Annotated in this window: 26 protein-coding genes, 1 tRNA gene and 1 pseudogene; 24 read left to right on the top strand and 4 right to left on the bottom strand. The window is 60.2% G+C overall.

Going from position 1 to position 26,587, the window contains the following annotated elements:
* The 10 genes from CLG94_RS13545 (at window position 1) to CLG94_RS04265 (ending at window position 10,292) form a co-directional block, all read left to right on the top strand.
* Window positions 1-864 carry an adenylyl-sulfate kinase gene (locus tag CLG94_RS13545; RefSeq protein WP_239993111.1) on the top strand — a complete coding sequence of 288 codons (864 nt, stop codon included), beginning with the start codon at window positions 1-3 and terminating at the stop codon, window positions 862-864.
* Window positions 865-1,124: 260 nt separating this feature from the next.
* Entirely contained in the window at window positions 1,125-1,769 is a 645-nt protein-coding gene (locus CLG94_RS04300; protein ID WP_107561637.1) for a CBS and ACT domain-containing protein, read from the top strand.
* A gap of 7 nt (window positions 1,770-1,776) precedes the next feature.
* Window positions 1,777-2,589 (top strand): universal stress protein, encoded by an 813-nt coding sequence (locus tag CLG94_RS04295; protein ID WP_107561636.1) that lies wholly within the window; start codon window positions 1,777-1,779, stop codon window positions 2,587-2,589.
* Between the two features lie 23 nt (window positions 2,590-2,612).
* On the top strand, window positions 2,613-5,372 hold the full coding sequence (locus CLG94_RS04290) for a cation-translocating P-type ATPase (RefSeq protein ID WP_107561635.1): 2,760 nt from the start codon (window positions 2,613-2,615) through the stop codon (window positions 5,370-5,372).
* Window positions 5,369-5,695, top strand: coding sequence for a ribbon-helix-helix protein, CopG family (locus CLG94_RS04285; RefSeq protein WP_107561634.1), 327 nt, complete (start codon window positions 5,369-5,371; stop codon window positions 5,693-5,695). The genes CLG94_RS04290 and CLG94_RS04285 overlap by 4 nt, the downstream gene beginning before the upstream one ends.
* Window positions 5,696-5,759: 64 nt before the next feature.
* Complete coding sequence (locus tag CLG94_RS04280) at window positions 5,760-6,323, top strand: GNAT family N-acetyltransferase (RefSeq protein ID WP_107561633.1); 564 nt, start codon at window positions 5,760-5,762, stop codon at window positions 6,321-6,323.
* A gap of 189 nt (window positions 6,324-6,512) precedes the next feature.
* Window positions 6,513-6,650, top strand: coding sequence for a hypothetical protein (locus CLG94_RS13250; protein ID WP_161954015.1), 138 nt, complete (start codon window positions 6,513-6,515; stop codon window positions 6,648-6,650).
* Between the two features lie 4 nt (window positions 6,651-6,654).
* Window positions 6,655-9,090 (top strand): Lon protease family protein, encoded by a 2,436-nt coding sequence (locus CLG94_RS04275; RefSeq protein WP_107561632.1) that lies wholly within the window; start codon window positions 6,655-6,657, stop codon window positions 9,088-9,090.
* Between the two features lie 82 nt (window positions 9,091-9,172).
* On the top strand, window positions 9,173-9,670 hold the full coding sequence (locus CLG94_RS04270) for an Hsp20 family protein (RefSeq protein ID WP_161954014.1): 498 nt from the start codon (window positions 9,173-9,175) through the stop codon (window positions 9,668-9,670).
* A 136-nt stretch (window positions 9,671-9,806) separates the two neighbouring features.
* On the top strand, window positions 9,807-10,292 hold the full coding sequence (locus CLG94_RS04265; protein WP_107561630.1) for an aminoacyl-tRNA deacylase: 486 nt from the start codon (window positions 9,807-9,809) through the stop codon (window positions 10,290-10,292).
* A gap of 307 nt (window positions 10,293-10,599) precedes the next feature.
* On the opposite strand, the gene CLG94_RS04260 is transcribed toward CLG94_RS04265, so the two are convergent.
* The 4 genes from CLG94_RS04260 to CLG94_RS04245 form a co-directional block, all read right to left on the bottom strand.
* Entirely contained in the window at window positions 10,600-11,088 is a 489-nt protein-coding gene (locus CLG94_RS04260; protein WP_107561629.1) for an adenosine-specific kinase, read from the bottom strand.
* A gap of 71 nt (window positions 11,089-11,159) precedes the next feature.
* The gene (locus tag CLG94_RS04255) at window positions 11,160-11,462 is read right to left on the bottom strand and encodes a type II toxin-antitoxin system RelE/ParE family toxin (protein WP_107561628.1); all 303 of its coding nucleotides are present in this window, start codon (window positions 11,460-11,462) and stop codon (window positions 11,160-11,162) included.
* Complete coding sequence (locus CLG94_RS04250; RefSeq protein WP_107561627.1) at window positions 11,459-11,689, bottom strand: addiction module protein; 231 nt, start codon at window positions 11,687-11,689, stop codon at window positions 11,459-11,461. Before CLG94_RS04250 ends, CLG94_RS04255 begins: the two co-directional genes overlap by 4 nt.
* Before the next feature lie 162 nt (window positions 11,690-11,851).
* Window positions 11,852-14,134: a CDC48 family AAA ATPase gene (locus tag CLG94_RS04245; RefSeq protein ID WP_107561626.1), complete on the bottom strand. Its 2,283-nt coding sequence runs from the start codon at window positions 14,132-14,134 to the stop codon at window positions 11,852-11,854.
* 722 nt (window positions 14,135-14,856) lie between these two features.
* Between CLG94_RS04245 and CLG94_RS04240 the strand changes: the two genes are divergently transcribed.
* From CLG94_RS04240 to CLG94_RS04175, 14 genes and pseudogenes are all read left to right on the top strand, one after another.
* On the top strand, window positions 14,857-15,330 hold the full coding sequence (locus tag CLG94_RS04240; protein ID WP_107561625.1) for a universal stress protein: 474 nt from the start codon (window positions 14,857-14,859) through the stop codon (window positions 15,328-15,330).
* Between the two features lie 271 nt (window positions 15,331-15,601).
* The gene (locus tag CLG94_RS04235) at window positions 15,602-16,489 is read left to right on the top strand and encodes a sulfurtransferase (RefSeq protein ID WP_107561624.1); all 888 of its coding nucleotides are present in this window, start codon (window positions 15,602-15,604) and stop codon (window positions 16,487-16,489) included.
* A 102-nt stretch (window positions 16,490-16,591) separates the two neighbouring features.
* Window positions 16,592-17,590, top strand: coding sequence for a galactose-1-phosphate uridylyltransferase (locus CLG94_RS04230; RefSeq protein WP_107561623.1), 999 nt, complete (start codon window positions 16,592-16,594; stop codon window positions 17,588-17,590).
* A 270-nt stretch (window positions 17,591-17,860) separates the two neighbouring features.
* A tRNA-Arg gene (locus CLG94_RS04225) sits at window positions 17,861-17,938 on the top strand.
* Between the two features lie 107 nt (window positions 17,939-18,045).
* The gene (locus CLG94_RS04220) at window positions 18,046-18,318 is read left to right on the top strand and encodes a hypothetical protein (protein ID WP_133174635.1); all 273 of its coding nucleotides are present in this window, start codon (window positions 18,046-18,048) and stop codon (window positions 18,316-18,318) included.
* Window positions 18,319-18,458: 140 nt separating this feature from the next.
* Window positions 18,459-18,704 (top strand): annotated as a pseudogene (locus CLG94_RS04215) (BrnT family toxin); the annotation flags it as partial.
* The gene (locus CLG94_RS04210) at window positions 18,688-18,981 is read left to right on the top strand and encodes a BrnA antitoxin family protein (protein WP_107561621.1); all 294 of its coding nucleotides are present in this window, start codon (window positions 18,688-18,690) and stop codon (window positions 18,979-18,981) included. The pseudogene CLG94_RS04215 and the gene CLG94_RS04210, both read left to right, overlap by 17 nt.
* A gap of 463 nt (window positions 18,982-19,444) precedes the next feature.
* Window positions 19,445-19,795, top strand: a complete 351-nt coding sequence (locus tag CLG94_RS04205) for a DUF3147 family protein (RefSeq protein WP_107561620.1) — start codon at window positions 19,445-19,447, stop codon at window positions 19,793-19,795.
* Window positions 19,796-20,101: 306 nt separating this feature from the next.
* On the top strand, window positions 20,102-21,529 hold the full coding sequence (gene icd / locus CLG94_RS04200) for an NADP-dependent isocitrate dehydrogenase (RefSeq protein ID WP_107561661.1): 1,428 nt from the start codon (window positions 20,102-20,104) through the stop codon (window positions 21,527-21,529).
* 23 nt (window positions 21,530-21,552) lie between these two features.
* The gene (gene mdh, locus CLG94_RS04195; RefSeq protein ID WP_107561660.1) at window positions 21,553-22,482 is read left to right on the top strand and encodes a malate dehydrogenase; all 930 of its coding nucleotides are present in this window, start codon (window positions 21,553-21,555) and stop codon (window positions 22,480-22,482) included.
* 46 nt (window positions 22,483-22,528) lie between these two features.
* Entirely contained in the window at window positions 22,529-22,798 is a 270-nt protein-coding gene (locus tag CLG94_RS04190) for a hypothetical protein (protein ID WP_133174634.1), read from the top strand.
* Between the two features lie 275 nt (window positions 22,799-23,073).
* Window positions 23,074-23,778 (top strand): succinate dehydrogenase subunit SdhC, encoded by a 705-nt coding sequence (gene sdhC / locus CLG94_RS04185; RefSeq protein ID WP_107561618.1) that lies wholly within the window; start codon window positions 23,074-23,076, stop codon window positions 23,776-23,778.
* Entirely contained in the window at window positions 23,778-25,580 is a 1,803-nt protein-coding gene (locus CLG94_RS04180) for a fumarate reductase/succinate dehydrogenase flavoprotein subunit (RefSeq protein ID WP_107561617.1), read from the top strand. The genes sdhC and CLG94_RS04180 overlap by 1 nt, the downstream gene beginning before the upstream one ends.
* Complete coding sequence (locus tag CLG94_RS04175) at window positions 25,580-26,323, top strand: succinate dehydrogenase/fumarate reductase iron-sulfur subunit (RefSeq protein WP_107561616.1); 744 nt, start codon at window positions 25,580-25,582, stop codon at window positions 26,321-26,323. The genes CLG94_RS04180 and CLG94_RS04175 overlap by 1 nt, the downstream gene beginning before the upstream one ends.
* Window positions 26,324-26,587: the final 264 nt, after the last annotated feature.

Raw genomic sequence — 26,587 nt, 5'->3', positions numbered from 1 at the left:
ATGGCGTGGGTGACGTGGCTCACAGGACTTCCCGGAAGCGGCAAGAGTAGCGTGGGGCGTGAGGTCGCTCGGCGCCTGGAGGAACGCGGAATTCGGGTGCGGGTGTTGGAACTCGATGAGATCCGCAGGGTGGTAACCCCCTCACCAAGCTATACAGCCGAGGAGCGCGAGGTTCTCTATCTCGCCCTCGCCTACATGGCGTGGCTTCTCTACAACGAGGGGGTGAGCGTGATCATCGATGCGACCGCCCACAGACGACGGTTCCGCGATGTGGCCCGGGCGCTGATCCCTGCCTTTGCTGAGATCTTTCTCTGCGCGTCTCTCCCGGCTTGTCTGGCGCGGGCGGGGTGTCGGCGTGGCAGCCACGCTCCTGCTGATGTCTATGGGCAAGCGGGTCGCAAGGGATCGACTGTTCCGGGCGTCGATGAGGTGTACGAGCCACCGCTTCACCCTGAGCTCGTGCTTGATACCGAGGAGCTTCAAGTGACGCAAGCTGCAGATCGGGTGGTGAGGTTTCTTGAAGCCTTTCAGGTCGGCCAGGCGACAGTCTCGTTGAACAGGGATCGTGAGGCTGACCGCGGAGGAAGCGTGATGAATGTGCTGTCGGACCTACAGGCTCCGGATAGCGCAGGTGAGCAGGGTGAGCGAAGTGAGGCGTGCCCCTACCTGCGACGAACCACTCCCCACTCCTGGTACCGCATCGAAGGATACTGCTTGGCGCACCCTTACGGGGGGCTTCAAGTTGTTACCGTTGCCGAGTTTCGCGATCTGTGCACAAAGGCCGAGCACGTTCGGTGCCAACCGTACCGCAGACGGCGCGATCAGGCAGTGGTCGAGGGAGATCCGGAACGCGAAGCAGCCTGATGTGGGCAGGGAAGCTCTTGGTCTCTGGCAAGCGCTATTCCTGACACCGAAGAATGGTCAGTATGCCCTCATTGAATCTGCAGGGGGCTCATTCCGCGCAGCTTGCCGCGTCCGGATGTGATAGGCTGGGGGTTGTGAACGGATCAGACAAGAGGCCGAGCTGGTGATCGGTCAAGGGCCGAACCGCTTGGCCGATTTCTGCGTTGAGTTGACCGCGGGGAAGTATCCGATTTGCTGAGGCAAAGGAAAGGAGCGTGACGATGCGAGTTAAGGATCGAATGAGGCGTTCGCTGGTCAGTCTATCCCAGTCTGACACGCTGGATCATGCGCTGATGACGTTGAGGCGGTTCAATATCCGCCACCTCCCGGTGGTCGAAGGAGACCGTGTGGTGGGGATTGTCTCGGACCGGGACGTGAAGAAGGCCGCCCCCTCTCCCTTTGACTATCCAACCGTGGAGGAGTTCCGGGCCTTCACATCCGCAGTGATCGTCAAAGACATTATGACAAAGGAGGTGGTCACGGTCTCTCCTCTTACCCCCATCGAGGATGCAGCCTGTCTGATGAACCAGAAGCGGATCGGCGCGCTCCCGGTGGTTCAGGAGGGGCTGCTGGTCGGGATCCTCACCGAGACCGATGTCCTTGGTGTCATGACTGAGATGATGGGGGCCACACAGACCGCGTCTCGCATCGAGATCGAGATCTCGGCAAGCCCAGGCGTACTCACCGAGGTCATCGGGATCGTCGAGGGGAAGCAGGTGGAGATCGCCAGCCTCGTGACCCTGCCGGCTCGTGAAGGGGCGAGGCGACTCCTGATCTTGAGACTTCGGACCATCAATCCAGACCCCATCGTCAAGGCTCTGACGGAGCGCGGTTATCCGCAGGTCGTCAGTGAGTTTATGCGCTAGGGCGGTGATGCAGAAGATCCTGATGATGGTGGACGGCTCTTTCGCCGCGGAAGCCGGAGCGCGCTACGCTCTTGCTTTGGCCAAGGCCTGCGGGGCGGAGATCGAGTTGCTCTTTGTCGCGGAGGATCAATCTGGTGAGGCGATGAGACGCGCCGAGGAGTCGCTGCTGCATCTTTTTAGACAGGCGCATGCCCTTGGCCTGAAGGTGCGGAGCGTGACAGAGATCGGCGATCCGGTCCGGGTCATGCGGGAATATGTGGCGCGCGAGGAGATCACGCTGGCCATGGCGTCCGTGACAAGACCGGAGGTTGTGCGTCGCCTCCTCCGTGAGATCCCATGTGCGATATTGCTGGTCCGGGTCGTCCATCCTGGAAGGATGGCTTCACCACACGAGATCCTGGTCCCGGTCTATTCCGGTGAGTTTGAAGGCGGTGGCCTCGATGCGGCGGCCGACCTCCTGGCCAACCTTGGAGGGTACTGGCAAGCCCGAATCGTTCTCTTCCAGTTGAGGCAACCGTTAACGCGACTGTTCGATCGCCAGCGCTTTGGAGGGGAGACGCCGGAACAAGCGGAACGTAAGTTGCACCCGTTCATTGTGGCGCTCTCCCGCCGAGGTCTGGCTCCTGGGACGCGGGTCTCGTGGGGCCGTCGCCACGGTCCTGGGATCACGGCTGAGGCGGCGGCTAGGCGGCACGATCTCATCTTTTTGGGTACCAAGGGGCCGCAGAGCTTCCTGCGGTGGTTACGTGCTGGTACCGTGGATTATTTGGTGCGGAAGAGCCCTTGCGATCTGATGCTTTTCCGGCCGGCAGCCGCCTGAGATCATGCGGGCGATGAGTCAATATGCAGATTCACCGTCTGTCACCTGAAGAGGCGCTGAAGGCCCTTGGAACCACTGACCAAGGGTTGAGCGAGGCCGAGGCAGAGAGGCGGCTTAGCGAATTCGGTCCCAACGAACTTCAGGCTGCGGAAAGGATACCGGTCCTTGCTATGCTGGGGAGGCAGTGTACCCATTTCCTGGCCATTCTCCTCTGGACTGCAGCGGCGCTGGCGTTCGTAGCGGATTGGATGAAGCCCGGGCAGGGAATGAATCTGCTCGGCTGGGCCATCATCGGAGTGGTCGGCGTGAACGCCCTCTTCTCCTTCGTGCAAGAATACAAGGCAGAGCGGGCGATCATCGCCTTGAGGCTTCTGCTGCCTATGCGCGTAAAGGTCCTTCGTGCCGGCGAGGTCAGGGAGACCTCAGCGTCCATGCTGGCGCCGGGTGATGTTGCGATTCTGGCTGAGGGAGATCGAGTACCTGCCGATGGGCGGGTGATCGCTACGGTCCAGTTCCGGGTCAACAACGCTCCACTGACGGGCGAATCGGTCCCCAAGACCCGCACGGCCGAGGCCGCGACGGAGGGCCCCCTCGTCGAGAGCGCCAACGTCGTCTTTGCCGGCACTACCGTCCTCTCAGGGACGGCGAGGGTGGTTATCTTTGCGACGGGGATGAGCACGGAGTTCGGTAAGATCGCCCACTTGACCTCGGGGGTCGAGGCCGAGATGAGCCCTCTTCAGCAAGAAATCCGAAAGGTTACTCGAGTGATCGCTGCGATCTCCATCGGTATCGGCCTCGCGTTCTTTGGGCTCGGGGTCCTGATGGGTCGGAGCTTCTGGGAGAATTTTGTCTTTGCGGTAGGACTCCTGGTGGCCAACGTTCCGGAAGGCCTCCTGCCGACGGTGACCCTCGCATTGGCTGTGAGTGGGCAGCGGATGGCCAAACGGAAGGCGCTCATAAAGAACCTGGTGTCTGTGGAGACGCTGGGATGCGCCACGGTGATCTGCACTGATAAGACCGGGACCCTCACGGAGAATCGGATGGCTGTTACACGCATTTACCTCGACGGCCGCGAGATTCGGGTTTCTGGTGGTTCAGTGACCACGGAGGCAGGAGGACCAGTGACCCCCGATCTTCTGAGACAGTGGGCGCCACTCTTTGCGATAGCGGTCGGGTGCAATAACGCCAGTCGCCACCACGACCGGGATGGAGCAGCAGCCTCAACGTTCGTCGGTGACCCGACGGAAATCGCCCTGCTGGAATGTGCAGCCGCGCTGCTGCCCAACGGGCCTGACTTATCGCCTCGAGTTGGGGAATTCCCATTCGATGCCGACCGGAAGCGGATGACCACAATTCACGCGACGACGTCTGCGAGCAGAGTGGCCTACGTGAAAGGCGCCCCCGAATCGGTGTTGTCGATCTGCCGCTATGTCCTGCGTGATGGGCTCGTGATGGGTCTGGGGGAAGCCGAGCGTGAGGCGATCGTTGACCGGCTGAATGCGTTTGCCGGGTCGGCCCTGCGGGTATTGGCCCTGGCGTACCGCGAGTTGCCGGATGCCGCCCAGCTCCCGTTGATGGAAGAGACGGAGGGGGATCTGACCTTCGTCGGCCTGATCGCCATGTACGATCCGCCAAGACCGGAGGTCCCCGATGCGGTAGCCCGCTGCAGGAGGGCTGGGATCAAGCCGATCATGATTACCGGGGATAACAGTCGCACCGCCCTGGCCATCGCACGGGCTATCGGGATGGTCCACGGGGATGAAGCGCTGGTTCTTGAGGGTAGCCAGGTCGAACGGATGCGGGACGAGGAGCTCAAGGCCGCCCTCGCCAGCCCGGAGATTCTCTTTGCCAGGATGACCCCTACCCAGAAGATGCGGGTCGTGACGCTCCTTCAGGAGATGGGAGAGGTGGTCGCTGTCACAGGCGACGGGGTCAATGACGCCCCGGCCTTGAAGAAGGCCGACATCGGAATCGCTATGGGGATCGCCGGGACCGATGTCGCCAAGGAGGCTGCCGACATCGTTCTGCTCGATGACAACTTCGCCACCATCGTCAACGCCGTAGAAGAGGGGCGGGCGGTCTATGAGAACATCCGGAAGTTCGTCACCTACATCCTTGCGAGCAACATTCCGGAGATCGTCCCCTATCTGGCCTCGGTGGTGTTTCGGATCCCCCTCCTGCTTACGGTGGTTCAGATCCTGGCTGTTGACTTGGGCACTGATATGCTGCCGGCCCTGGGTCTCGGGGCCGAGCCGTCGGATCCGAACACGATGGATCGCCCGCCGAGGTCCAGAGAGGAGCGCCTTTTGAATTTCCCGTTGTTGGCCAGATCGTACCTTTTTCTCGGACCGATCGAAGCGGCTGCGGCCATGAGCGCCGGGCTGTGGTATCTTACTACCGGTGGATGGGAGTGGGGCATCGACCTGTCAGCGGAGAGCCCGCTCTACAGGCAGGCGACGACGGTAGCGTTCGCCGCGATCGTCATCTGCCAGGTGGCGAACGTCTATGCTTGCCGGAGCCCGAGGGCATCGATCCTCTCCATGGGCCTCTTCAGGAACCGACTCATCGTCTGGGGTATCGCGGTCGAGATCTCAATTCTCGGCCTGATCGTCTACAGCCAGATCGGGAACCGGATCTTCGGGACCGCAGCCTTCGATGGAAGGTTCTGGTGGTCTCTGCTAGTCTTTGCGGCGCTGTTGCTCCTTGCGGAAGAGGCGAGGAAGGGCATCGTTCGCCGTCTCGATCCAGGGAAAGGACTTCGTTATCAGGAGGGGACCGCATGAAGCCAAAGGCTGTGCCATTGCAGAAGCAACAGGCAGAATCGACAGAGGCTGAACCTTCGAGGGATCTCGGAATAGAGGTAGAGAGACCGCTCGATGCCGAGGATGTGGCCCTATCCTTGCTGGATGCAAAGGTGCGGGCAGAAGAGACGCGGGCGGATATCAGTTCGACAGAGTCACATGCAGACTTGAGCATACGCCTTCCGCGTGCCGTGATCTTGCGCCTCTCGGCAGAGGCTGCCAATCGCAACATCACCCCGTCAGAGCTTATCAAGCGGGCCCTCATGCAGTACCTGCCCCCGCAGAAGGCCGGGCCCAGCAGGTGATGACGGACGGGAAAGGCATGAGCCACGACAGAGGATCGAACCTCACGATAAAGGAGGCTCTCTCATGCTAGCCGGATTTCCAAAGCAGGTCACACTTCAGACCGGAACGAGCGTCACGATTCGCCCAATAGTCAAAGAGGATGCGGAGAAGCTTCATGCCTTCTTCTGCAAGGTGCCGCGCGAGGATCGTCTCTTTCTGCGGGACGATGTATCCCTCCGGGAGGTGATCGATTCGTGGGCGGAAGAGCTTGATTACGAGAAGGTCCTTCCGCTCGTAGCCTTGGTGGACGACACCATCGTGGCTGATGCCACCTTGCATTGCCGCAAATTCGGCTGGACTAGTCATGTGGGAAAGGTGCGCATGGTCGTCGATGTAGACTACCGGGGGGAGGGTCTCGGGACGCTCATGATCAGGGAACTGATCGACACCGCCAAGAAGATGGGCCTTGAAATTCTCGTCGCCGAGATCATAAGGGATCAGGCGGATAATCTGAGTGCTCTTAAGCGGTTAGGATTCGAAAAGGAGGCGGTCTTCTACAACTACGTCAAAGATCAAACAGGGGAGGAACATGATCTCGTGATCATGATGAAGAACCTGCAGATTGAGCCGGCCATGGTTCCCTTCTAATGCGGAACATCCCATGAGGCTACGGCCGCACCACGGTACATGAAAACCCCCTCAATCCCCCTTTACGAAAGGGGGAGATAAGGAAACATAGAAGTCTCCCCCCTTTTTTTGAAAGGGGGGTCAGGGGGGTTTGTCTGAAGCTGATGGCTAAACGCTGATTGCTGAACGCTAGTTCCGAAGGAATAGTCCATGAAGCTGGTGATCAGGCTGAAGCTACCCAAGGGACGGGCCCCCCATCGGCCTACACAGGTAGAGCCACAGCGGGTTCGCTACGATCGGAAGAGGGCCAAGCAGTCGGTTCGGGAGGAGTTGAAAGGGGGACGGTGAGACGATGATCGATCCGTTGAAACCAGATCAGCTTCGTAAGGTATGCCCGCCGGAGAGCCTCTCCTTCGAAGGGACTGACGAACTCAAACCGCTGGAGGGGGTCGTGGCCCAGGATCGCGCTGTCCAGGCCATCACCTTCGGTGTCGGCATTCGCAGCGAAGGGTTCAATCTCTTCGTCCTTGGGCCTGCCGGAACAGGTAAGACCACAGCGATCAAGCGCTTCCTGGCCAGCGAGGCGGCTAAGCTCCCCACCCCCCCTGATTGGTGTTATGTCAATAACTTCGCCGATCCGCAACGTCCCCGCGCGCTATGCCTTCCGCCAGGCCGCGCCCACCTCTTCCAGGCCGACTGCAAGCGGCTCCTGGAGGAGCTGAAGATCGGCGTCCCCAGAGCCTTCGAGGCCGAAGCCTATGAGCAGAACCGTCACACAATTCTGGAGGAGCTGCAGAAACAGACGAGTGACGAGCTGGAGGCCTTGCGGAAGCGTGCGGAGGCGGTTGGGTTTGGGCTTGCCAAGACGGCCAGCGGCTTCATGGTCATCCCCTTATTTCAAGGGAAGCCACTGAAGCCGGAAGAGTTTGAGGGCCTCGATGAGGAGACCAAGCGACTGGTCAACCTTAGAAGCGAGGAGGTGCAGAAGGATCTGGCCGGTACGCGCCGCCGAATCCGCGATCTGGAGCGAGAGGCGAAGAACCGTCTCGACGGGATGGACCGGGAGGTCGCGACCTCTGCGGTTGATCATCTGATCGAGGAAGTCCAAGAGCGTTACGTAGATCACGCAGCGGTACGGGCGCACCTCGAGGCGATACGTGAGGACGTCATCGCCAACGTGGATCTGTTTCGTCGAGACCAAAGCGGGACAGAAGGGCTGCTGGAACTGACTGCCATGCTGCGGCAAGGGTTGGACCCCTTCGACCGGTATCGGGTCAATGTCTTGATCGAACATGGGGAAGATGGCGGCGCGCCAGTCGTGGTCGAACCCCACCCCACCTGTCAGAACCTGCTTGGGCGCATCGAACATCAGGTTCACATGGGTGCCCTCTACACCAACTTCCTGATGGCCAAGGGGGGCGCCTTGCACCGGGCCAATGGGGGCTTCCTGGTCTTGGAGGCCATGGAGCTGCTCAAACAATTCTTTGCGTGGGACCAACTGAAGCGGACGCTCAAAAACCGCCGGATCAAGATCGAAGAGCCAGGGGAGCAGTTCCACCTCTACAGCACGGTTACGCTCGAGCCGGAGCCGATCCCGCTCAACGTGAAGGTGGTCCTAATCGGCAGTCCCTGGCTCTACTATCTGTTGCACGCCCTCGACCCGGAGTTTCTGGAGCTATTTAAGGTCCAGGCAGAGTTTAGTGATCGCGTGGCCCGGACTCCTGAAACGATCCTGGCCTTTGCCCGCCTTCTGTCAACCTGTTGCGAGACCGAGGGGCTCAAGGCGTTTGATCGGGGTGCCGTTGCGAAACTGGTGGAGCATAGCTCTCGCCTGGTAGAGGATCAGGAACGACTCGCCACGACATTCAGTCATCTCCTGGATGTGGCCCGCGAGGCCAGCTTCCTGGCCGAGCAGGCCGGGCACCACCGGGTCATGGCGGAAGACGTGCGGGGGGCTATCCTCGCCAGGATCAAGCGATCCAATCGACTGGATGAACGGCTACAGGAACTGATCACTGAGCGGACTATCCTTGTCGATACCGATGGCGGCGTAGTTGGTCAAGTGAATGGGATTGCCATTCTCTCGCTTGGGGAGTATCACTTCGGTAAGCCGAGTCGAATCACGGCGCGAACCTTCCTCGGGCGCGGCGGCATCATCGATATCGAGCGCGAAGCTCGGATGGGTGGCCGTATTCACAGCAAAGGCGTGCTTCTCCTTTCAGGCTATCTCGGTGGCCGCTACGCGCAGCAGGTGCCCCTTGCCCTGTCGGCGAGTCTCGCCTTCGAACAACTCTATGAAGAGGTGGAAGGCGACAGCGCCTCCTCAGCGGAGCTGTATGCGATCCTCTCAAGCCTGTCAGGGCTGCCGATCAAGCAGGGATTTGCGGTCACAGGGTCGGTCAATCAGCAGGGAGTGGTTCAGGCTATCGGGGCCGTCAACGCCAAGATCGAAGGGTTTTTTGATGTCTGCCGTGCGAGGGGGCTGACGGGAGAACAGGGGGTCCTGATCCCAGCGAGTAATGTTCGGCATCTCATGCTCAGAGAGGATGTTGTAGAGGCGGTCGCCGCGGGGCAATTTCAGATTATTCCCGTTCAAACCATCGATGAGGGGATTGCCTTGCTTACCGGGCGGGAAGCGGGTGAGCGCGATCCGGATGGGACCTTTCCCGAAGGAAGCGTGAATGCGCTGGTGCAGGGGCGGCTGCGCGAAATGGCGGAGCAGGCGCGAGCCTACGGCGCTGATAGCCAGGTGCGGCCCAGTTCAGACCGCCAGGACGAGTTGCCGTAGCACTTATATCCGGTGACGTCTTGGCGATACAGGTTCCAGAAGTTGATGCAGGCGACCAGAAATGGTCACAAGGAGGAGAGACATGGCAGGTCCTAAGGTGCCGGTCAAGTCGGTCAAGAAGGTTGGTTCACTGCTCAGCGAGTTGTTAGAGATTGAGCGACAAGTGTCTGCGCGTGCCCATGAGCTTTTCAGAGATCATGGTTGGCAAGCCGGCCGCGAGTCTGAGAATTGGCTCCAGGCTGAAAAGGAGCTTCTGTGGCGGCCCTGTGCGGAGCTGGTTGAGACTGATGGAGAACTTCGAGCAAGCTTTGCCTTGGCTGGGCTCACCGCCAAGGATATTAAGATTCTGGTTGAACCCAACCATCTGACGGTACGAGTGGTCACAAAACATAAAGGCATAAAGGATGAGGGGACCTGCCACTTCTCCGAGTTTCATCGAGGAGAACTCTACCGGTCAATGGTCCTGCCGAGTACCGTCATCCCGGAGAAGGCTCAGGCAGAGATGAAAGAGGGCATGCTTACGGTCATCCTTCCCAAGGGGAAAGAGCCTGCCCGCAAGAAGATCCAGACTAAGAAATAGTGAGCGAGGGCTTACGGTCGGTCCTGGAGCGAGCGGGACGACTACTTCAGTGGGCGGATGGAGCGGTGATGGGAGGAGAAGCTGAGGGCGCGCAGGGGCCTTGGCTAAGGGCTAACACCTGCGGGGAGGTACGATCATGACAGTGCCGGCGCGTGTACGTGAGTGGTTGGACCAGGAAAAGGTACAGTACGAGGTTATCCCTCATCGAGAGGCCTACACAGCTCAGGAGGTGGCTGGGGCCGCCCATATTCCCGGTCGGGCCTTCGCCAAGGTGGTCATTCTGAAAGGGCAGCAAGGTCTGACCATGGCGGTCTTGCCGGCCAAGTGTCGATTGGACGTCACTCGAATGCAGCAACTATTGAACGACAGCACGGCGACCCTGGACCCGGAGGCCGATTTCGCGAAGACATTCATCGGCTGCGAGCCAGGGGCCATGCCTGCCTTCGGTAACCTTTACGGGGTCCCGATCTACTTTGATCAGCACTTGATAAAGGAGACGACGATCACCTTTCCCGCGGGAAGCCACCACGAGGTGATCCGAATTGCTTCCAGCGATTTTCTCCGATTGACAGGCGCTCAGGTGCTGGAGATATGCGAAACCCCGCGCGAAGAAGTCGCTTGAATGTGAGTTCAAAAAGGCTCAGGCAGTAGGCCCTTTGAATCCACTGGGGGTTCATTCCCTGCGGCTTGCCGCGAGTTCGTCATACCGGCGGAAGCCGGTATCCAGATGGCCCGACTGGATTCCGTGTCAAGCACGGAATGACGGGCCAGAACAGAAGACGATACCCCGCAGCTTGCTGCGGGGTAGTTCATTGCGTGATCAGTAGGCGGCGCATTCCAGTGTCAAGCCGAGGGAGTATGTTTAGCCTTGGAAGCAGAGTGTCCTGAAGGACCATTCTGCCCCCAAGGGGTAGAATTATTTTACCCGGTTACAGCTTGTAACCAAATTGGCGGAGCAGCGCCTTTCGCTCGGCGATGTCGGATTCCTGCTCGATCCCCTTTGGTGGATGTCCATCCACGACCCCTACGATGCCCCGCCCGTGAGGCGTTTCAGCTAAAATCACCTCCACCTGATTAGCAGTAGCGCAATAGATGCCACAGACCTCCGGCACCTGACGAATGGCCGGAAGGACATTGATCGGAAAGCAGCTCCGTAAGAAGATCAGGAAACTGTGGCCGGCCCCGATAGCCTGGGCGTTGTTCCGTGCCAACTCCACCAATTCCTGGTCGGTCCCACTCCAGCGCACCAGGCACGGCCCCGAGGACTCACAGAAGGCAAGCCCAAAGGCAATACCCGGCACGGCTGTTACAAGGGCCTCGTGCAGGTCCTCGACGGTCTTGATGAAGTGCGCTTGCCCCAAGATCAGGTTGACCGTGTCAGGTTTGCGGATGGTCACTGAAATGAAGTTAACGGCCATAGCTCCTCCCTTCTTCATCGCCCCTACGCCTGATATGGCCCGGTGCGGGTTACCCGTTCGTTCCCCTAGAGTTAGCGGGTACGCGTACGAGACCGCCAGTAAAAGGGGCGTCGTGCATGATGCGCTACCGCGAAGATGACAATGCCGTTGGGTTCCGGGCGATAGAAGATTGAGAAGCAGAATCCCTTCACGATCATCCGGCGCGTATTGGAGCGGGAAGGGGAGCCCGAGAGAGGGAAGGCAAGAGCGCGGGCTGCTGCCTCTTCTACTGCTGCGGCAAAACGCTCGCCCAAACCGGGTTGCGCTTCATTGTGGTAAATGACCTCGGCTAGAAATTCCAGGCGTGCCGCGGCGATGAACCGCGCGCGCTTCACCGGGTGAGGCGCCTCGCCTCGGCAAACACATCCTCGGCTGAAATCGTCCGCAGCTCTCCGCAGTCGTATGCAGCCGCGCGCTCTTCGATTTCACGGTCCCATGCCGCCTCGATGTCAGCGAGTGGCGCGTCTTGCAGTGATTCGAGGAGCATCTCCGCGAGTTGGGCACGTTCCTCCGCCGTAAGCGATTTAGCCTGTTTTTCGAGATCTTTAAGCGTATGCGACATAGCGGCACCCTCTAAATAAGGTTGCGGCAATTTCTGGGGGGTATGTTGAGAGTGTGACCGCCAGTCAACTCGGTCTCAAATTCTATCGTATTGACCATGATTTCATCGTATCCGGTGTGGATAGCGCTGTCAAGACAGAGATTCTTCGGTTGAACGTCCGCGCTACAGGTAGTGGCCGAGCGTGGAGTCTTGCTGCGGTATTACCTGGCGCAGGTGTTTGCCGACCTCGGCGTACTCCCGCTCCATCGCCTCGGTGACAGAGGGCAGTATTTGGGCAAGAGCGGCCAGGAAGTCGGTGTGGGTGACGACCTTGGCCTCCAAGTCCTTTCGCAGGGCAAGCTGGGCAGCCCGCATGCAGAGCAGGGCAAGGTCGGCCCCGGTAAATCGATCGGTCCTGCGGATAAGATCCCTCAGGTCCACGTCTTCGGCGAGGGCCATGCGGCGGGTGTGAACAGCAAGGATCTCGTGGCGGGCATCGGCATCCGGGACCGGAACATACACCAGCGCATCGAAGCGCCCTGGGCGCAGTAGAGCCGGGTCGATGAGATCAGGCCGGTTCGTGGCCCCCAGGATGACCACCCCGCGCAGCTCCTCCAGGCCATCCAGCTCGGAGAGGAGCTGGTTCACGATCCGTTCGGTCACGTGCGGTTCGCCTGCCGCCATTCCACGTCGCGGTACAAGGGCATCCATCTCGTCAAAGAATACGATGGCGGGGGCTACCTGGCGGGCCTTGGCGAAGAACTCTCGAATCCGCTGCTCTGACTCGCCGTACCACTTGGAGAGCAGATCGCTCCCTTTGGCCAGCATGAAGTTGGCCCGCGCCTCGTTGGCGACGGCCTTGGCTAGAAGCGTCTTCCCTGTCCCCGGCGGACCATAGAGCAGGACACCTTTGGGTGGCTTGATGCCGAGGCGCTCGAAGGCCTGAGGATGGGTCAGTGGCAACTCAACGCTCTCCCGGAGGGCCCTCTTCACGTCGGCCAGGCCCCCGACATCGTCCCAGGTGACCCGAGGGATCTCGATGAAGAGCTCCCGAAGGGCCGAAGGGCGGATCCGCCGCAAGGCTTGGTTGAAGTCATCATGGGTGACGATCAGGCGCTGCAGGACCTCGGCCGGGAACGTTTCAAGCCTCAAATCCAGATCCGGGAGGACGCGCCGAAGGGCATTCAGGGCGGCCTCACGACAGAGGGCAGCCAAGTCTGAACCGACGCATCCATGCGTGAGGTCTGCCACCCAATCCAGGTTCACGTCTGGTGCAAGCGGCATGGCCCGCGTGTGGATCGTAAGGATCTGGCGCCGGCCATTGCGATCCGGCACGCGCAGCTCAATCTCCCGGTCGAAGCGGCCGGGGCGGCGCAATGCCAGATCGATCGCGCCGACTCGGTTCGTGGCCCCGATGACAATCACGTTGCCGCGTGGCATGAGGCCATCCATTAATGTCAGAAGCTGGGCCACGACCCGTCGTTCCACTTCACCCGTCACCGCCTCGCGCTTGGGGGCGATGGAATCAAGCTCGTCGATGAAGATGATGGCGGGTGGGTTGTCTTGCCCCTCCTGAAAGATGGCTCGCAGACGTTCCTCCGATTCGCCATAAAAGCGCCCCATGATCTCGGGCCCATTGATGGTGGCGAAGTGGGCTTTGGCCTCATTGGCCAGGGCCTGGGCCAGGAGGGTCTTGCCAGTCCCTGGGGGACCATGGAGGAGTACGCCTTTGGGTGGTGCGATCCCAAGACGATCGAACAGCTCTGGATGCTTGAGCGGCAGCTCCACGACCTCCCGGATCTCATTAATCACCTCGCCCAACCCGCCGATGTCGTCGTAGGTGATATCCGGGAGACGGGTCTCCTTGGTCTCCACGTACTCCGGTAGGAGCTCCACCTCTGTTTGGGGATTGATACGCACAATGCCGGACGGGACGGTGCCGGCGACGACCAGGCGCACCTCGCCCAGCCCGATCGCCAGGGACCCCAGCAAGCCTCGAAAGAGCTCCTCCGGATACATCCCGGGTGGGACTATCTCCTTCGGGCGTGAGGCCGTCCCGACCGAGATCAGGTCGCCACGAACCACAGGACGGTAGAGGAGCGCCTGGCGGAGAACCTCGCCCGGGGCTACGGCACGCAAGCCTTTTCTGGCGGGAGCCAGCGTCACCTTCTGCGCGTCCCGCCATGGAGCCTTTCGCACCTGCACGTAATCCCCTATGCTGGCATGGGCATTGGTGCGAATCACGCCGTCGACCCGGACCACATCCAGGTCTTGATCGGCCGAGTGGGCTGCGGCCACCATGGCAGCCGTTTCCCTGTCCCCGATGATGGAGACGATCTCACCCCGCTCCAGCTCCAGGACGGCAAAGGCCGCGTCGCTGACGCGGACGATCCCGCGGCCGACGTCCTCCTGGCCCGCCTCGGCCACCTTCAGGCGGATACCCTCCGCCGCTTGAGCCTGTTGCATCTGCTCTTACGCTCCCTTGGTCTGAAACCTCATCTGACGCTTACCGAAATGCGCGAGTTTGGTACGCAGTTCCAGTAAGATTCCCCCCTGCCGCACGCGCGAACTCTACCAAGGGCGGCAAGTCGCGTCAAGACCAGAGTGGGGAAAAGACGTCGTTGACGCCGCCTTCGCCTTTTCGGGATAGAAAACCACCATGTGATCTCACCAGCCAGGCCTGCTTACGTAGGAGTGGCTGAACTGACGTGGGGGGAGGGTGCGTAGGGGCGCCCCTTGTGGGCGCCCTCACGTGGCCCGGAACATATATGGGGCTGTGTCGGAAAGCCTGAAGGAAAGCAAAAGCCACAAGGCGTCAGACGCTACAGCATCTCCGGGCAAAAGCCCGACACCTTATGGCTCTCTCGAGGAATCCTCGCTCGAACGGGTTCTGGCCCCTTGGCTAAGCCCCCTCGCTCTGCAAGCAGACACTGCTTCATGCTTGCTCGCACTTCTCCAACCACTGCCCGCTCACTTAGGCTTCCTCACTACTAATATAGTGCGTGAGCCACTTATTTTCAAGGGCCACTTCCTGTCCGCTTGGCCGATCAGCCGGACTCAGGCTATACTTGGAAGCGTTCGCAGATGGTAAGACCTGTCCGGGATGCGAGAAGATCGTCAGGACGATCTTCTCAATGTCAGTGAGCGGATGGCAGCATAACCCTCTTGACGGAAGGAGCCCACATACCATGATACCGAGGTATCGGAAACTGCTGGTGACCACCGATTTCTCACCCCTTGGCAATGGTGCCATCCCTCATGCCTATGCTATCCTGGCAGAACGCGGCGGGACCGTCACCCTCTGCCACGTTACTGAGGTGCACGGGCCGCCGAACCCGCTCTACGCCCACTACTCGCCATGGAGCGGACTCTCCGGGCAGGAGCGAGCGGAGCTCCGGAAGACACTGCTCCGCTCGCTGGAAGCACTTGTGCCTGAGGAGGCCCGCGTAGAGGGGATGGTAGCAACGGAGGTACGGGTGGTAGAGACCCCTTTGCTGGTCCACGAGGCGATCTGCCAGGAGGCCACGGCCCTGGAGGTGGACCTCATCGTGATGGCATCACATGGCCATTCCGGGATGGCTCGCCTGCTCTTAGGCTCGGTGGCAGAGCATGTGTTGCGGTCAGCCGATCGCCCCGTCCTCATTGTCCGCAGCCGAGAGTGAAGCTTCTTGTATCGGTGAAGGCGCAGCGCTATCGCGCGCGCCACGTCGACATCGCGCTTGCGTCAGGTCTCGGTAGGAATCTATAATGCGTTGTGGGGTAGCAGCCAATGCGGCACTGCTGCACCACGGCGTACGAAACCCCACAACCCCTCTTTAGCAAAGGGGGGCCACGGGGGGATTTGGTAAAGGGGATTTTCTGAGAAAGCTGCTTGGCAAGTAGAGGTGGCGAACCGAATTGCTTTTCTGCGGCACCAGGGACAGGAGGAAAGGGATGAAGCGAATCGTGATGGCAGCAGTGGCAGCAATGACGCTGCTCGCAGCGACCCCAGGGTTGACCCTGGCTGCGGGCTATGGCAACCCACAGTTTCTCGTGGATACCAACTGGCTGGCCTTGCACCTCAATGATCGGGATCTGCGGATCATCGACATGCGTAATAGCCCAGAGGAGTACGCGGCCGGACACATTCCGGGCGCGATCCACTTTACGGTCAATCAGGCCCGTATGGCCTTGAAAGAGTCAGGCTTCGCCCTGCCTCCCGATTATGAAATTGAGGAGCGGTTGGGACAGCTTGGAATTACCAAAGAGACGATGGTAGTTGCGTACGATGACCAGGGAGGGTTCAACGCGTCACGCCTGTTCTTCACGCTTGAATATGCCGGCCACAAAAAGGTGGCGCTCTTAAACGGAGGCATCACGAAGTGGACAGCCGAAGAGCGCGCCCTCTCGAAAACGTTGCCAGAGGTGAGCAAGACGGTCTACCAAGTCCATACTGAGACGCAGCGCGTCGCGCCGTCGGGCTGGATCGCGACAAACCTGGGCAAGCCGAACCTCGCCCTGGTAGACGCCCGGTCGGCCGCTGAGTTTCGCGGCGAGGATCTGCGCGCCAAGCGGGGAGGCCACATCCCCGGGGCCGTGAACATTGAGTGGACGCAAAACCTGACCGGCGACAAGACATTCAAGCCGGCCGATGAACTCCTGGCCCTCTATAGCCAGGCAGGGGTGACGAAGGACAAGACGATCGTGAGCTACTGTCAGACCATGCATCGCGCAGCCGTCACCTACTTCACGCTCCGGCTCCTGGGGTATCCGGACGTTCGGGGGTACGATCGCTCCTGGAGCGAGTGGGGTAACGACCCTACACTGCCGGCGAAGTGGTGAGTGAGTGGTGGAGGTCAAAGACGTTCAGCAGCCGATAGCTGAACGTGCGGATTGTCTGCCCGGCGATAGGTTGCAACCTTTTGCGGTGGCGTGAGGAGAGACATGGGTGAGTTGCGACGCGATCCGGTGAAAAATCGTTGGGTGATTATCGACCCAGAGCGGCCGGATCGAGAGGCTGCCCTGAAGGTAGAGGCACAGCCGCCTCCACCGCTTGCGGGCCCATGCCCGCTCTGTCCAGGCAATGAGGCGATGACCCCGCCTGAAATTGCAGCGCTCGGCGAGCCCTCGCGTCAGCGGAATCAGCCCGGCTGGTGGGTTCGAGTCACCCCGGACCTGCAGCCTCTTTGTCGGATTGAGGGTGATTTCGATCGAAGGCCGGAGGGGCCTTTCGACGTAATGAACGCCGTGGGGGCCCATGAGATCGTCGTGGAGAGTCCAGAGCATCATTTAACGTGGGCAGAACTCCCGGAGCAACAGTTGGAGCGGGTCCTGCGCGCCTACAGACTGCGGAGTCTGGATCTCCGCCTGGATGGGCGGTTCCGATCGCTGATCGTGGTGAAGAACCACGGCGACGCAGCGAGTATCCTCCAGCATCCCCATTCTCACGTGCTGGCTTTCCCGTTCGTCCCGCACGGGATTGAAGAAGAACTACGCGGCTGTCAGGAGTTCTATGCGAGAAAGGAGCGCTGCGCCTTTTGCGACATCATGCTCCATGAGCGGGTCTCCCGCGTCAGAAGGGTAGAGGAGACCGACCACTTCGTGGTGCTGGCGCCCTTTGCCTCTCGCTTCCCTTTCGAGACGTGGGTGCTACCCCTCCGTCACGCCTCTGACTTCGCGACCATCGATGATGGGGAGCTGGTCGATCTCGCCGGTCTTATGAAGCGGATGATGCAGATGCTCGGGAAGGTCCTCGGCAACCAATCCTGCACGATAGTCCTCCATACCGCCCCGTTTGACGAACCACATACGAATGACTATCACTGGCATCTCGAGATACTGCCGAAGACCGCGACCGTGGAGGGGTTCGGGTGGGGTGCGCGGCTCTTTGTCAACCCGGTTACACCTGAGGAGGCAGCCGCCCTGTTACGGCAGGCGGTGTAAGGTGACCCGATGTGCCCGCTGGGACATCAGAAGCTCACCCTGGACCAGGGTGACGCCCTGGTCGTGGTGGGTGCAGTATCATCATCCAAACTCTGCCATAAGCAGCTTAGAGGTGGACCAGCCTAACCCACGCGTCACACGGACCCGCAGCAAGCAGAGGCTGCCACAGGCCGGTTACGCGCCTGCTGTTAGACGGCTGCACGGCTGCTTACGGCTTGACCGCCCACGGCTGTCATGCTACAGTCGGCCCGTTACTTCCGCATATGTCTTGCGCCCGTAGCTCAGCCCGGATAGAGCGTTTGCCTGCGGAGCAAAAGGCCGGCAGTTCAAATCTGCCCGGGCGCACCACTAAAATCCGCTAGCTATATTCTTCCCTTGCCGCCCTCCTCCGGAGCGCTACGTTCCGATTCCTGTTTCGCTGCCAAAAATCTATGACCGCCTCTCAGGTTCGGAGCATGGATAGTACTCGATCGGCGCAAGAGCTGCCGGGCCATACCGATGCCAGTACTACCATGGTCTACACCCCTGGCTCAATCAAGGGCGGGGTGGCATCCGGAGCCTCGCAGATCGCCTTCCCTGTCCCGCTGCCAACATCGCTTTTGGGATCCCGGCTGATGCTCCAAGCCGGTCTCGATAACAAGGCTGTCGGTGCCGCCGCTTTGCCGCCAAAACCCCCGCAGCCACGCGGCGATAGGCGCCCAGGGGAGATCGGGCCCCTGCCAGATTAGGCGGCGAGCCCGTAGGCTCACAGTTTAGATCGATCTGTCTAATTGTAGTTCGGCCCATATGGAAAGACGCCGGCGCTCCGCTTGACACCACGCTTTACTGTAGCTATCATAATGTCATGCGAATTTAGTTCGATCCCGCGAAAGACGCAACGAATCGGCAGAAGCACGGTGCATCCTTGGCAGTTGCCGGCGAACTCGATTGGGAAGCTGCACTTGTGTGGGTTGATGACCGCTTCGAGTATGGCGAGACGCGAATGATTGCGCTGGTCCCAAAGACGGCCATCCTGTACTACGCGGCATTTGTTGACCGTGGCAACGTGCGAAGGATCATCAGCCTGCGCCGTGCCAATCGTCGAGAGGTGAAACACTATGTCGAAAACGTCTAAGCGTCCTGCGATCGCGATGCCGACCGTAGAGGAAGACAAGGCAATTACCGCGGCGGCGAAGGCCGACCCGGATGCACAGCCCCTCACGCCTAGCCAATTAAAGTCCATGGTTCCCCTTCGTGTACTACGTGGGCGCCCGAAGTCCGAGAACAAGAAACTCCTCGTGTCTGTGCGCTACAGTCGCGAGGTAGTCACGTACTTCAAGTCAACGGGCGAGGGCTGGCAGTCGCGGATGGATAGTGTGCTTCGCGAGTACGTTGAACGTAAAGCGCGCTGAGCGTGAGATTGGGGCCGAACCTCTGCCCTTGCTTCGAGCAGATCGTAGGCGCCACGTACGGTGTGATCGTAGCCGAGCTTTCCTTTTGGAACGGGAGAACGGCATGGGACATCCTACTGGAACAGGGATACTCCAACCCCCCTCGCATCAGCGTGCTACCAGGTGGACACCTGCCGCCCTCACCCCTCCGCTCGCACCTCCCGCAAAGCCCGCCTCTTGCCACCTGTCTGGCATGACCTCGGTACAGGCAGGCATCGCACTGTGCGATAACGGGGCCGGGCCACACCGATGTCAGTACGACCATGATCTACATCCATATGCTCAATCAAGGGTGGGGTGGCGTCCGCGGTTGGGCGCTTCGCGTCGGCCATCACGCGGATGCCGCATAACAATGGTCTACGCGAGCATGCTCGCGCGTCCGCCTGTCGCTGATCCGCAGCGCCGTTGGGCGTGAAATGGGGCTATGTGGCAATACGTAGTGAAGGTGTTGGTTACGGCAGCGGTGGTCGTCGCAGTTTCTGAGCTTGGTAAGCGCAGTTCGTTCTGGGGCGCGCTGCTTGCGTCCCTGCCCCTCACGTCTCTCCTCGCCTTTATCTGGATCTACATTGGCACGGGCAGCACGGAGTCCGTCGCAACGCTGTCGCAGAGCATCTTTTGGCTGGTACTGGCTTCGCTTCCACTGTTCCTGATCCTGCCGTTTCTCCTTAGCTCCGGCGTCGCGTTTTGGCCTAGTTTCGGCCTCGCCTGCGCGCTTACCGTTAGTGCATACTTTACGCTCGTGTGGGTCTTGGAGCGTTTCGGTGTGAGTCTGTAGAGTTCGCCAAGTAAGAGATAACTGCCCAGGCGGTGATGGAGCAGGAGGAGGCACTTTCCGCATAATGGGTAGCGGCATAAACTGTGGCGCCTGACCAAGCCGGTGAAGCTGAGCACTATGGCTTGACACCCCTCTGGAGTTCGTGTTAGCGTGCGCCTGTCGAGAGTTGGAAGGTCTTCGTGCGTCCTCTCTTAGCGTGTTCCTCACACATAATCTTCTGGTAATACTGGCGGGTCGAAGGGTCTGTTACGCCTACTTGCGAACGAGGCTGGTGTACGGGAAGGGATGCTGGTCAGGGAGAGGTCGATGATGGAGCGGAATGAAGGGCTTCAGGCACCGAAAGAGGGCTGCGCGATTGTCGTAAAAGATGGTCAGTTGATCGTTCCTGACGATCCGATCATTCCGTTCATCGAAGGTGACGGGACGGGCCGCGACATCTGGCGCGCCTCAGTCCGCGTGTTCGATGCAGCGGTGAAAAAAGCCTATGGCGGGAAGCGCCGTATCGTCTGGTTAGAGGTCTATGCGGGCGAGAAGGCGTTCAATGCCCTCAAGACCTGGTTGCCGGAGGAGACCATTGCAGCTTTCCGCACTTACGTGGTCGGGATCAAGGGGCCGCTTACGACGCCAGTGGGAGGCGGTATCCGGAGCCTGAACGTGGCGCTCCGCCAACTCCTCGACCTGTATGTCTGCCTCAGGCCGATCGGCTACATTCGCGGCGTCCCGAGCCCTGTGAAGCGCCCTGAACTGGTAGACATGGTGATTTTTCGAGAGAATACAGAGGACATCTACGCCGGAATCGAGTGGGAAGCCGGATCGCCAGAGGTCAGTAAGGTCATCCACTTCCTTCAGGACAGGATGGGCGTCAAGAAGATCCGCTTCCCGGAGAGCTCTGCGATCGGGATTAAACCGGTCAGCCGAGAAGGGAGTGAGCGACTGATTGAAGCCGCGATTCAATACGCGCTTCGACATAAGCGAAAGTCTGTGACGATGGTCCACAAAGGGAACATCATGAAGTTTACAGAGGGCGCGTTTCGGGACTGGGGATATGCCCTGGCGGCCAGTAAGTATCGCCACGAGACGGTCAGCCTTCGAGAGAGCTGGATCCTTGACAACAAAGAGAAGAGGCCCACCCTCACGGCCTGGGAGAATGCCCTGGCCATCGAGCCCGGTTACAAAGATATGACACCGGACCGGCAGTCGCGGGTCTGCGAGGAGGTGGAGGCTGCTCTCGCGCTGTGGCCGACGCACGGCGATGGGCAGTGGAGGAGCAAGCTGATGATCAAGGATTCGATCGCCGACATTACGCTGCAGCAGACCATGACACGGGCTGATGAGTTCGACGTGATCGCGACGCTGAACCTGAATGGCGATTATCTCTCTGATGCACTCGCCGCCCAGATCGGTGGGATCGGAATTGCTCCTGGGGGGAATATCAACTATCGTACCGGTCACGCGATCTTTGAAGCGACCCATGGTACGGCGCCGAAATACGCCGACCTGGACAAGGTGAATCCTGGCTCGGTTATCCTCTCCGGCGAGATGATGCTGCGACACCTCGGCTGGAACGAGGCGGCGGACTTGGTGGTCCGGGGGCTGGAGGAGACCATTGCTCGGAGGCAGGTCACCTATGACTTTGCCAGGCTGCTGCGTGCCGAGGGGGCTACTGACGTCAAGGAGCTGAAGTGCTCCGAATTCGCCACTGCCGTCATCGAGCAGATGAGCCAGGCAAGCTAAGACGTGAACACTTGGGGGTATTGATGCGACCGAAGGTAACCGTAGCTGGCGGTGCGGGTAACGTTGGAGCCACCGTTGGTCAGTATCTCGTCGTGCAAGAGCTGGCCGATGTGGTACTGATCGATATCCTGGAGAGCGTCCAGCATGGACGAGGGCTGGACCTGCTCCAGACGGGTCCGATCCTGGGATCTGACAGCCGGGTCATCGGCACAAAGGACTATCGGGACTCGGCCAACTCCGACATTGTGGTCGTGACCGCCGGCATTACCAGAAAGCCGGGAATGAGTCGGGATGATCTGCTCCACACGAACGCCAGGATTGTGGGCGAGGTGATCGAGCAGGTTGTGGCCCACTCGCCGAACTGTATCCTTATCATCGTCAGTAACCCGCTTGACGCGATGACCCAACTGGCGCTCAAGCGAAGCGGCTTTGCTCGAGAGCGGGTCATCGGCATGGCGGGCGTGCTGGACGCTGCGCGATTTCGAACCTTTATCGCGCAAGAGCTTCAGGTCTCTGTTGAGAATGTTCATGCCTGCGTGCTCGGCGGCCATGGCGACGCGATGATTCCTCTGCCTCGATTCTCAACGGTTGCCGGGATTCCGATCACCGAGTTGCTGCCGCCCGACCGGATCGAGGCGCTGGTGAAGCGGACAGCCGGTGGCGGGGGGGAGATTTTGGCGCTGCTGGGAACGGGAAGCGCGTATTACGCGCCGGGCGCCTCAGTCGTAGAGATGGTAGGGGCGATTCTGAAGGATAAGAAAAAGATCCTGCCCTGCTGCGTCTACCTGGAAGGGGAGTACGGGATACACGGGTTATGCGTCGGTGTCCCGGTCAAGCTGGGCGCCGGCGGTATTGAGCAGATCATCGAAATTCGACTGACACCTGATGAAACCGCGGCACTGAATCGATCGGCGGCTGCTGTGAAAGAGCTGGTTGACATCCTGAAGCTCTGAACGGACGATGGTTAACTGTGAACACTTAACAGGAGGAGGACGGGCCGTGATGCAACTGAGAAGCAGATACTTGGGTTCCTTGGCGCTGGTCGTAGGGTTGTTGGTCGCAGGCTGCGGTGAGGAGGTCAAGAAGGAGAATGAGCAGTTGAAAGGGCAGATGACAATCCTTCAGAAGGAGAATGCCGACCTTAAAGCTGGGGCGGTGACGGTGAAGGGTGATAACGAGGCGATGAAGAAGGAGCTCGATGAGATGAAGGCGCAGATGCAACTGATGGAGGAGCAGATGAAGGCCAAGGGCAAGCCTGCAAAGAAATAAGGGAACTACTCAGGTAGAGAGACTGTAGGCTTTTAGGCTATAGGAACGCGCACAGATGAGCCAGGCGTTTTCCGGTTGCGACGCGACAATGATGGAGACCGAAAAGGTTCTGGACGCCTTAATTCGGTTCATGCGCAACGACTCACAGCCTTCAGCCTACAGCCTCAACACCAGAGCAGTTACGAAATAAGTAGCCTGCCCAGGCGATAGTACTACCGTGAGCCCTTCAGGGACTCATGGCCGACGAGCGACTCAACAACCAGCGGGGGTAGGTCGTGGCAGCAACCGCGCGAAGGGAGATCTGGTGGCTGCAGCCGATGCTGATCGTGCTGACGCTAGGCGGGTTCATGGTCTACACGACCTGGGCAGTCCTTCAGGGAGCCCACTATGACTATAAGAACTACCTCTCGCCTTTCTATCCACCCTTCGCCAAGCCTGAATGGTGGCCGCTCTCACCGGCCTTCCTGATCCTCTGGGCCCCGGCGGGCTTTCGGTTGAGCTGCTACTATTTCCGGAAGGCCTTCCATCGTTCTTTCTTGCTGGCCCCGCCGGCCTGCGCGGTTGCTGACGCGCGGGCCGGCTATACAGGGGAATCCCGATTCCCCCTCATCCTCATGAACTTCCATCGCTACTTTCTCTATCTCGCCATGGTCGAGCTCATCGTCTTGTGGTACCACGCCGCCCGCAGTATCGTCTTTGACGGCCGACTCGGCGCGGGGACGGGCTCACTCGTGATGGTGGCCAATGTCACCCTCCTGAGTCTCTACCTGACCTCTTGCCACTCCTTTCGACACCTCATCGGCGGGCGCCTCGACTGTTTCTCACTCTGCCCATCCCGGCACGCCCTCTGGAGTCAGGTCAGCCGTCTCAACGAGTGTCACATGCTTTGGTTCTGGCTCAGCCTCTTTTCCGTAGGATTGACTGATCTGTATATTCGCCTCCTGTCGATGGGCATCATCAGCGACATGAGGCTCTTCTGATGGTGCAGGGGCAGTACGAGACTTACGAACACGATGTGCTCATCATCGGTGGCGGTGGCGCAGGCCTGCGCGCAGCCATCGAAGCCAAGGCGCAGGGCGTCTCCGTGGGCCTTATCTGTAAGTCGCTCCTGGGCAAGGCCCATACGGTCATGGCCGAGGGCGGGATCGCGGCCGCCCTCGGTAACGTCAATCCAGAGGACAACTGGCAAGTGCATTTCCGCGACACGATGCGAGGCGGAAAGCTGCTGAACAACTGGCGGATGGCCCAACTGCATGCCCAGGAGGCGCCGGAGCGAGTCCTGGAACTGGAACGGTGGGGCGCAGTGTTCGACCGGACCAAGGATGGGCTTATCCTGCAACGCGACTTTGGCGGTCACCGCTACGCACGCCTGGCCCACGTCGGCGACCGGACGGGCCTTGAGATGCTCCGCACCCTGCAGCAGCATGCGGTGGCTCAGGGGATCGAGGTCTACATGGAATGCACCGTAACGCGCCTGCTCAAAGATGGTGACCGCGTAGTTGGCGCATTCGGCTATCGGCGCAGCACCGGTCAGTTCATCGTCGTGATGGCGAAGGCGGTGATCCTTGCGACCGGCGGTATCGGCAAGCTATGGAAGTTCACCTCCAACTCCTGGGAGTGTACCGGCAACGGTACCATGCTGGCCGTCGATGCCGGCGCGGACCTGATCGACATGGAGTCGTACCAGTTTCACCCGACCGGGATGGTGTGGCCGCCATCGGTGCGGGGGACCCTCGTGACTGAAGGGGTACGTGGCGACGGCGGGACACTGCGGAACAGTAGCGGCGAGCGCTTCATGTTCCGATACATCCCGGAGTTCTTCAAGGCCGAGACCGCCGACAATGAGGCTGAGGCCGACAGGTGGTATACGGACAAGAAGCACAACCGGCGTACGCCAGATCTGCTGCCGCGCGATGAGGTAGCGCGGGCGATCAACTCAGAGGTAAAAGCCGGTCGCGGGAGTCCGCACGGCGGGGTCTTCCTCGACATCGCCTCGCGGCGGCCCGCAGACTACATCATGCGGCGTCTGCCGTCGATGTACCACCAGTTCAAGGAGCTGGCCGGCGTAGACATCACGAAAGAGCCGATGGAGGTCGGGCCGACCGCCCATTATATGAATGGGGGGATCCGGGTCGACGCGGACTCGACAGCGACGGCGGTGCCCGGCCTGTTCGCGGCCGGCGAGGTCGCAGGAGGGCTACATGGCGGCAACCGCCTTGGCGGCAACGCCCTGTCTGATCTCCTGGTCTTTGGCCGGCGCGCGGGTCAGTATGCGGCGCTGTACGCGAAAAGCCTCTCCAACTCGCCGACGGCTGATACGAGCCAGCTTGACGCGTGCGCACGTGAGACCCTGATGCCGTTTGAGGGTAAGGGCGCCGAGAATCCCCACGCTTTTCATGCCGAGTTGCAAGAGACCATGCAGCCGCTGGTGGGGATCATCCGGACGGAAACGGAGCTGCAGGAGGCGCTGGTACAACTCGGACAGTACCGACAGCGACTGCCGCAGGTTCGTGTCGAGGGTGGCCGTACCTACAATCCCGGCTGGCATGCGGCCTTGGACCTGAACGCGATGCTCACAGTGGCGGAATGCGTGACGCGAGCGGCGCTGGAACGCAAGGAAAGCCGTGGCGGGCATACGCGGGACGATTACCCGGCCGCAGATCCACGGTTTGCTTCAGTGAACGTGGTCGTCCGCAAACGTTACGGGGCGATCGTCACGGCACTGGAGCCGACCATCGAGATGCCGGAGGATCTCAGGCAGCTTATCGAGGAGAAGGGGTGATGCCGGTCATCACGCTACAGCTCTTCCGGGGCGACGCGAGGAGCGGAGATTTCACGGAGTACCGGGTAGAGGCCGAGGAGGGGATGGTCCTCCTCGACGTGATCCACCGAGTACAGGCGACGCAGGCGCCTGACTGTGCGGTCCGATGGAACTGCAAGGCCGGCAAGTGCGGCTCGTGCAGTGCCGAGATCAACGGCCGGCCACGGCTTATGTGTATGACCCAGATGAGCCTGTTTCCTGCCGGTGAACCGATTACGGTCGCCCCCATGAAGGCCTTCCCGATTATCCGGGACCTGGTGAGCGATGTCTCCTTCAACTACGAGGTCGCCAAGACGATCCCCGCCTTCAGGCCGCGACCGTCCGAGCCTGATGGCACCCATCGGATGATGCAAGAAGACGTCGAGCGGATTCAGGAGTTCCATAAGTGCATCGAGTGCTTTCTCTGTCAGAATGTCTGCCACGTCATCCGTGACCATGAAGAGAACAAGCCGCACTTTGCCGGGCCCCGCTTCTTCGTTCGTATGGCGGCGCTGGAGATGCACCCGTTGGACACCCACTCGCGCACGGAAATGCTCCGGGCGAAAGCCGGGATTGGCTACTGCAACATCACCAAGTGCTGCACCGAGGTCTGCCCCGAGCAGATCCGGATCACCGACAACGCCATTATCCCGCTGAAGGAGCGCGTAGTGGACGATTGCTACGATCCGATCCTCTGGCTGCTCCGTAAGCTCACCCGAAAGTAATAGGCGTCCGCTCCCCGTCAAAGACCGACTCTTCTCCCGCAAGTATCAGCGAGCTATACATCGACATAATTCTCAGGTAGTTCGTCATTCCGGGCTCGACCCGGAATCCAGTGCCTTCCTTAACTCCCGCTTACGAGGGAATGCCGCCTATCGCTACGACTTATAACGCTAAGCATAATGGCTCAACAACGGGGGTTCGCGGGGCAGACTCTTGTGCTTAACGGTATCGGTCCAAAATGCTACAGAAAGCAGCAGGTGATGGCC

The organism is Candidatus Methylomirabilis limnetica, assembly GCF_003044035.1.
GTDB classification, from domain to species: domain Bacteria; phylum Methylomirabilota; class Methylomirabilia; order Methylomirabilales; family Methylomirabilaceae; genus Methylomirabilis; species Methylomirabilis limnetica.
The sequence above is the reverse complement of the archived record's forward strand: the minus strand, read 5'-3'. Positions and strand labels throughout refer to the sequence as shown.

Coding starts and splice junctions, on each gene's coding strand:
- CLG94_RS04260 (WP_107561629.1), bottom strand. CDS start 11,088: ATGGCCGTTAACTTCATTTCAGTGACCATCCGCAAACCTGACACGGTC.
- CLG94_RS04250 (WP_107561627.1), bottom strand. CDS start 11,689: ATGTCGCATACGCTTAAAGATCTCGAAAAACAGGCTAAATCGCTTACG.
- CLG94_RS04270 (WP_161954014.1), top strand. CDS start 9,173: ATGGCAGGTCCTAAGGTGCCGGTCAAGTCGGTCAAGAAGGTTGGTTCA.
- CLG94_RS04240 (WP_107561625.1), top strand. CDS start 14,857: ATGATACCGAGGTATCGGAAACTGCTGGTGACCACCGATTTCTCACCC.
- CLG94_RS04280 (WP_107561633.1), top strand. CDS start 5,760: ATGCTAGCCGGATTTCCAAAGCAGGTCACACTTCAGACCGGAACGAGC.
- CLG94_RS04205 (WP_107561620.1), top strand. CDS start 19,445: ATGTGGCAATACGTAGTGAAGGTGTTGGTTACGGCAGCGGTGGTCGTC.
- CLG94_RS04275 (WP_107561632.1), top strand. CDS start 6,655: ATGATCGATCCGTTGAAACCAGATCAGCTTCGTAAGGTATGCCCGCCG.
- icd (WP_107561661.1), top strand. CDS start 20,102: ATGATGGAGCGGAATGAAGGGCTTCAGGCACCGAAAGAGGGCTGCGCG.
- CLG94_RS04220 (WP_133174635.1), top strand. CDS start 18,046: ATGGATAGTACTCGATCGGCGCAAGAGCTGCCGGGCCATACCGATGCC.
- CLG94_RS04245 (WP_107561626.1), bottom strand. CDS start 14,134: ATGCAACAGGCTCAAGCGGCGGAGGGTATCCGCCTGAAGGTGGCCGAG.
- CLG94_RS04265 (WP_107561630.1), top strand. CDS start 9,807: ATGACAGTGCCGGCGCGTGTACGTGAGTGGTTGGACCAGGAAAAGGTA.
- CLG94_RS04295 (WP_107561636.1), top strand. CDS start 1,777: ATGCAGAAGATCCTGATGATGGTGGACGGCTCTTTCGCCGCGGAAGCC.
- CLG94_RS13250 (WP_161954015.1), top strand. CDS start 6,513: ATGAAGCTGGTGATCAGGCTGAAGCTACCCAAGGGACGGGCCCCCCAT.
- CLG94_RS04230 (WP_107561623.1), top strand. CDS start 16,592: ATGGGTGAGTTGCGACGCGATCCGGTGAAAAATCGTTGGGTGATTATC.
- CLG94_RS04175 (WP_107561616.1), top strand. CDS start 25,580: ATGCCGGTCATCACGCTACAGCTCTTCCGGGGCGACGCGAGGAGCGGA.
- CLG94_RS04235 (WP_107561624.1), top strand. CDS start 15,602: ATGAAGCGAATCGTGATGGCAGCAGTGGCAGCAATGACGCTGCTCGCA.
- CLG94_RS04180 (WP_107561617.1), top strand. CDS start 23,778: ATGGTGCAGGGGCAGTACGAGACTTACGAACACGATGTGCTCATCATC.
- CLG94_RS04290 (WP_107561635.1), top strand. CDS start 2,613: ATGCAGATTCACCGTCTGTCACCTGAAGAGGCGCTGAAGGCCCTTGGA.
- CLG94_RS04285 (WP_107561634.1), top strand. CDS start 5,369: ATGAAGCCAAAGGCTGTGCCATTGCAGAAGCAACAGGCAGAATCGACA.
- CLG94_RS04210 (WP_107561621.1), top strand. CDS start 18,688: ATGTCGAAAACGTCTAAGCGTCCTGCGATCGCGATGCCGACCGTAGAG.
- mdh (WP_107561660.1), top strand. CDS start 21,553: ATGCGACCGAAGGTAACCGTAGCTGGCGGTGCGGGTAACGTTGGAGCC.
- CLG94_RS13545 (WP_239993111.1), top strand. CDS start 1: ATGGCGTGGGTGACGTGGCTCACAGGACTTCCCGGAAGCGGCAAGAGT.
- CLG94_RS04300 (WP_107561637.1), top strand. CDS start 1,125: ATGCGAGTTAAGGATCGAATGAGGCGTTCGCTGGTCAGTCTATCCCAG.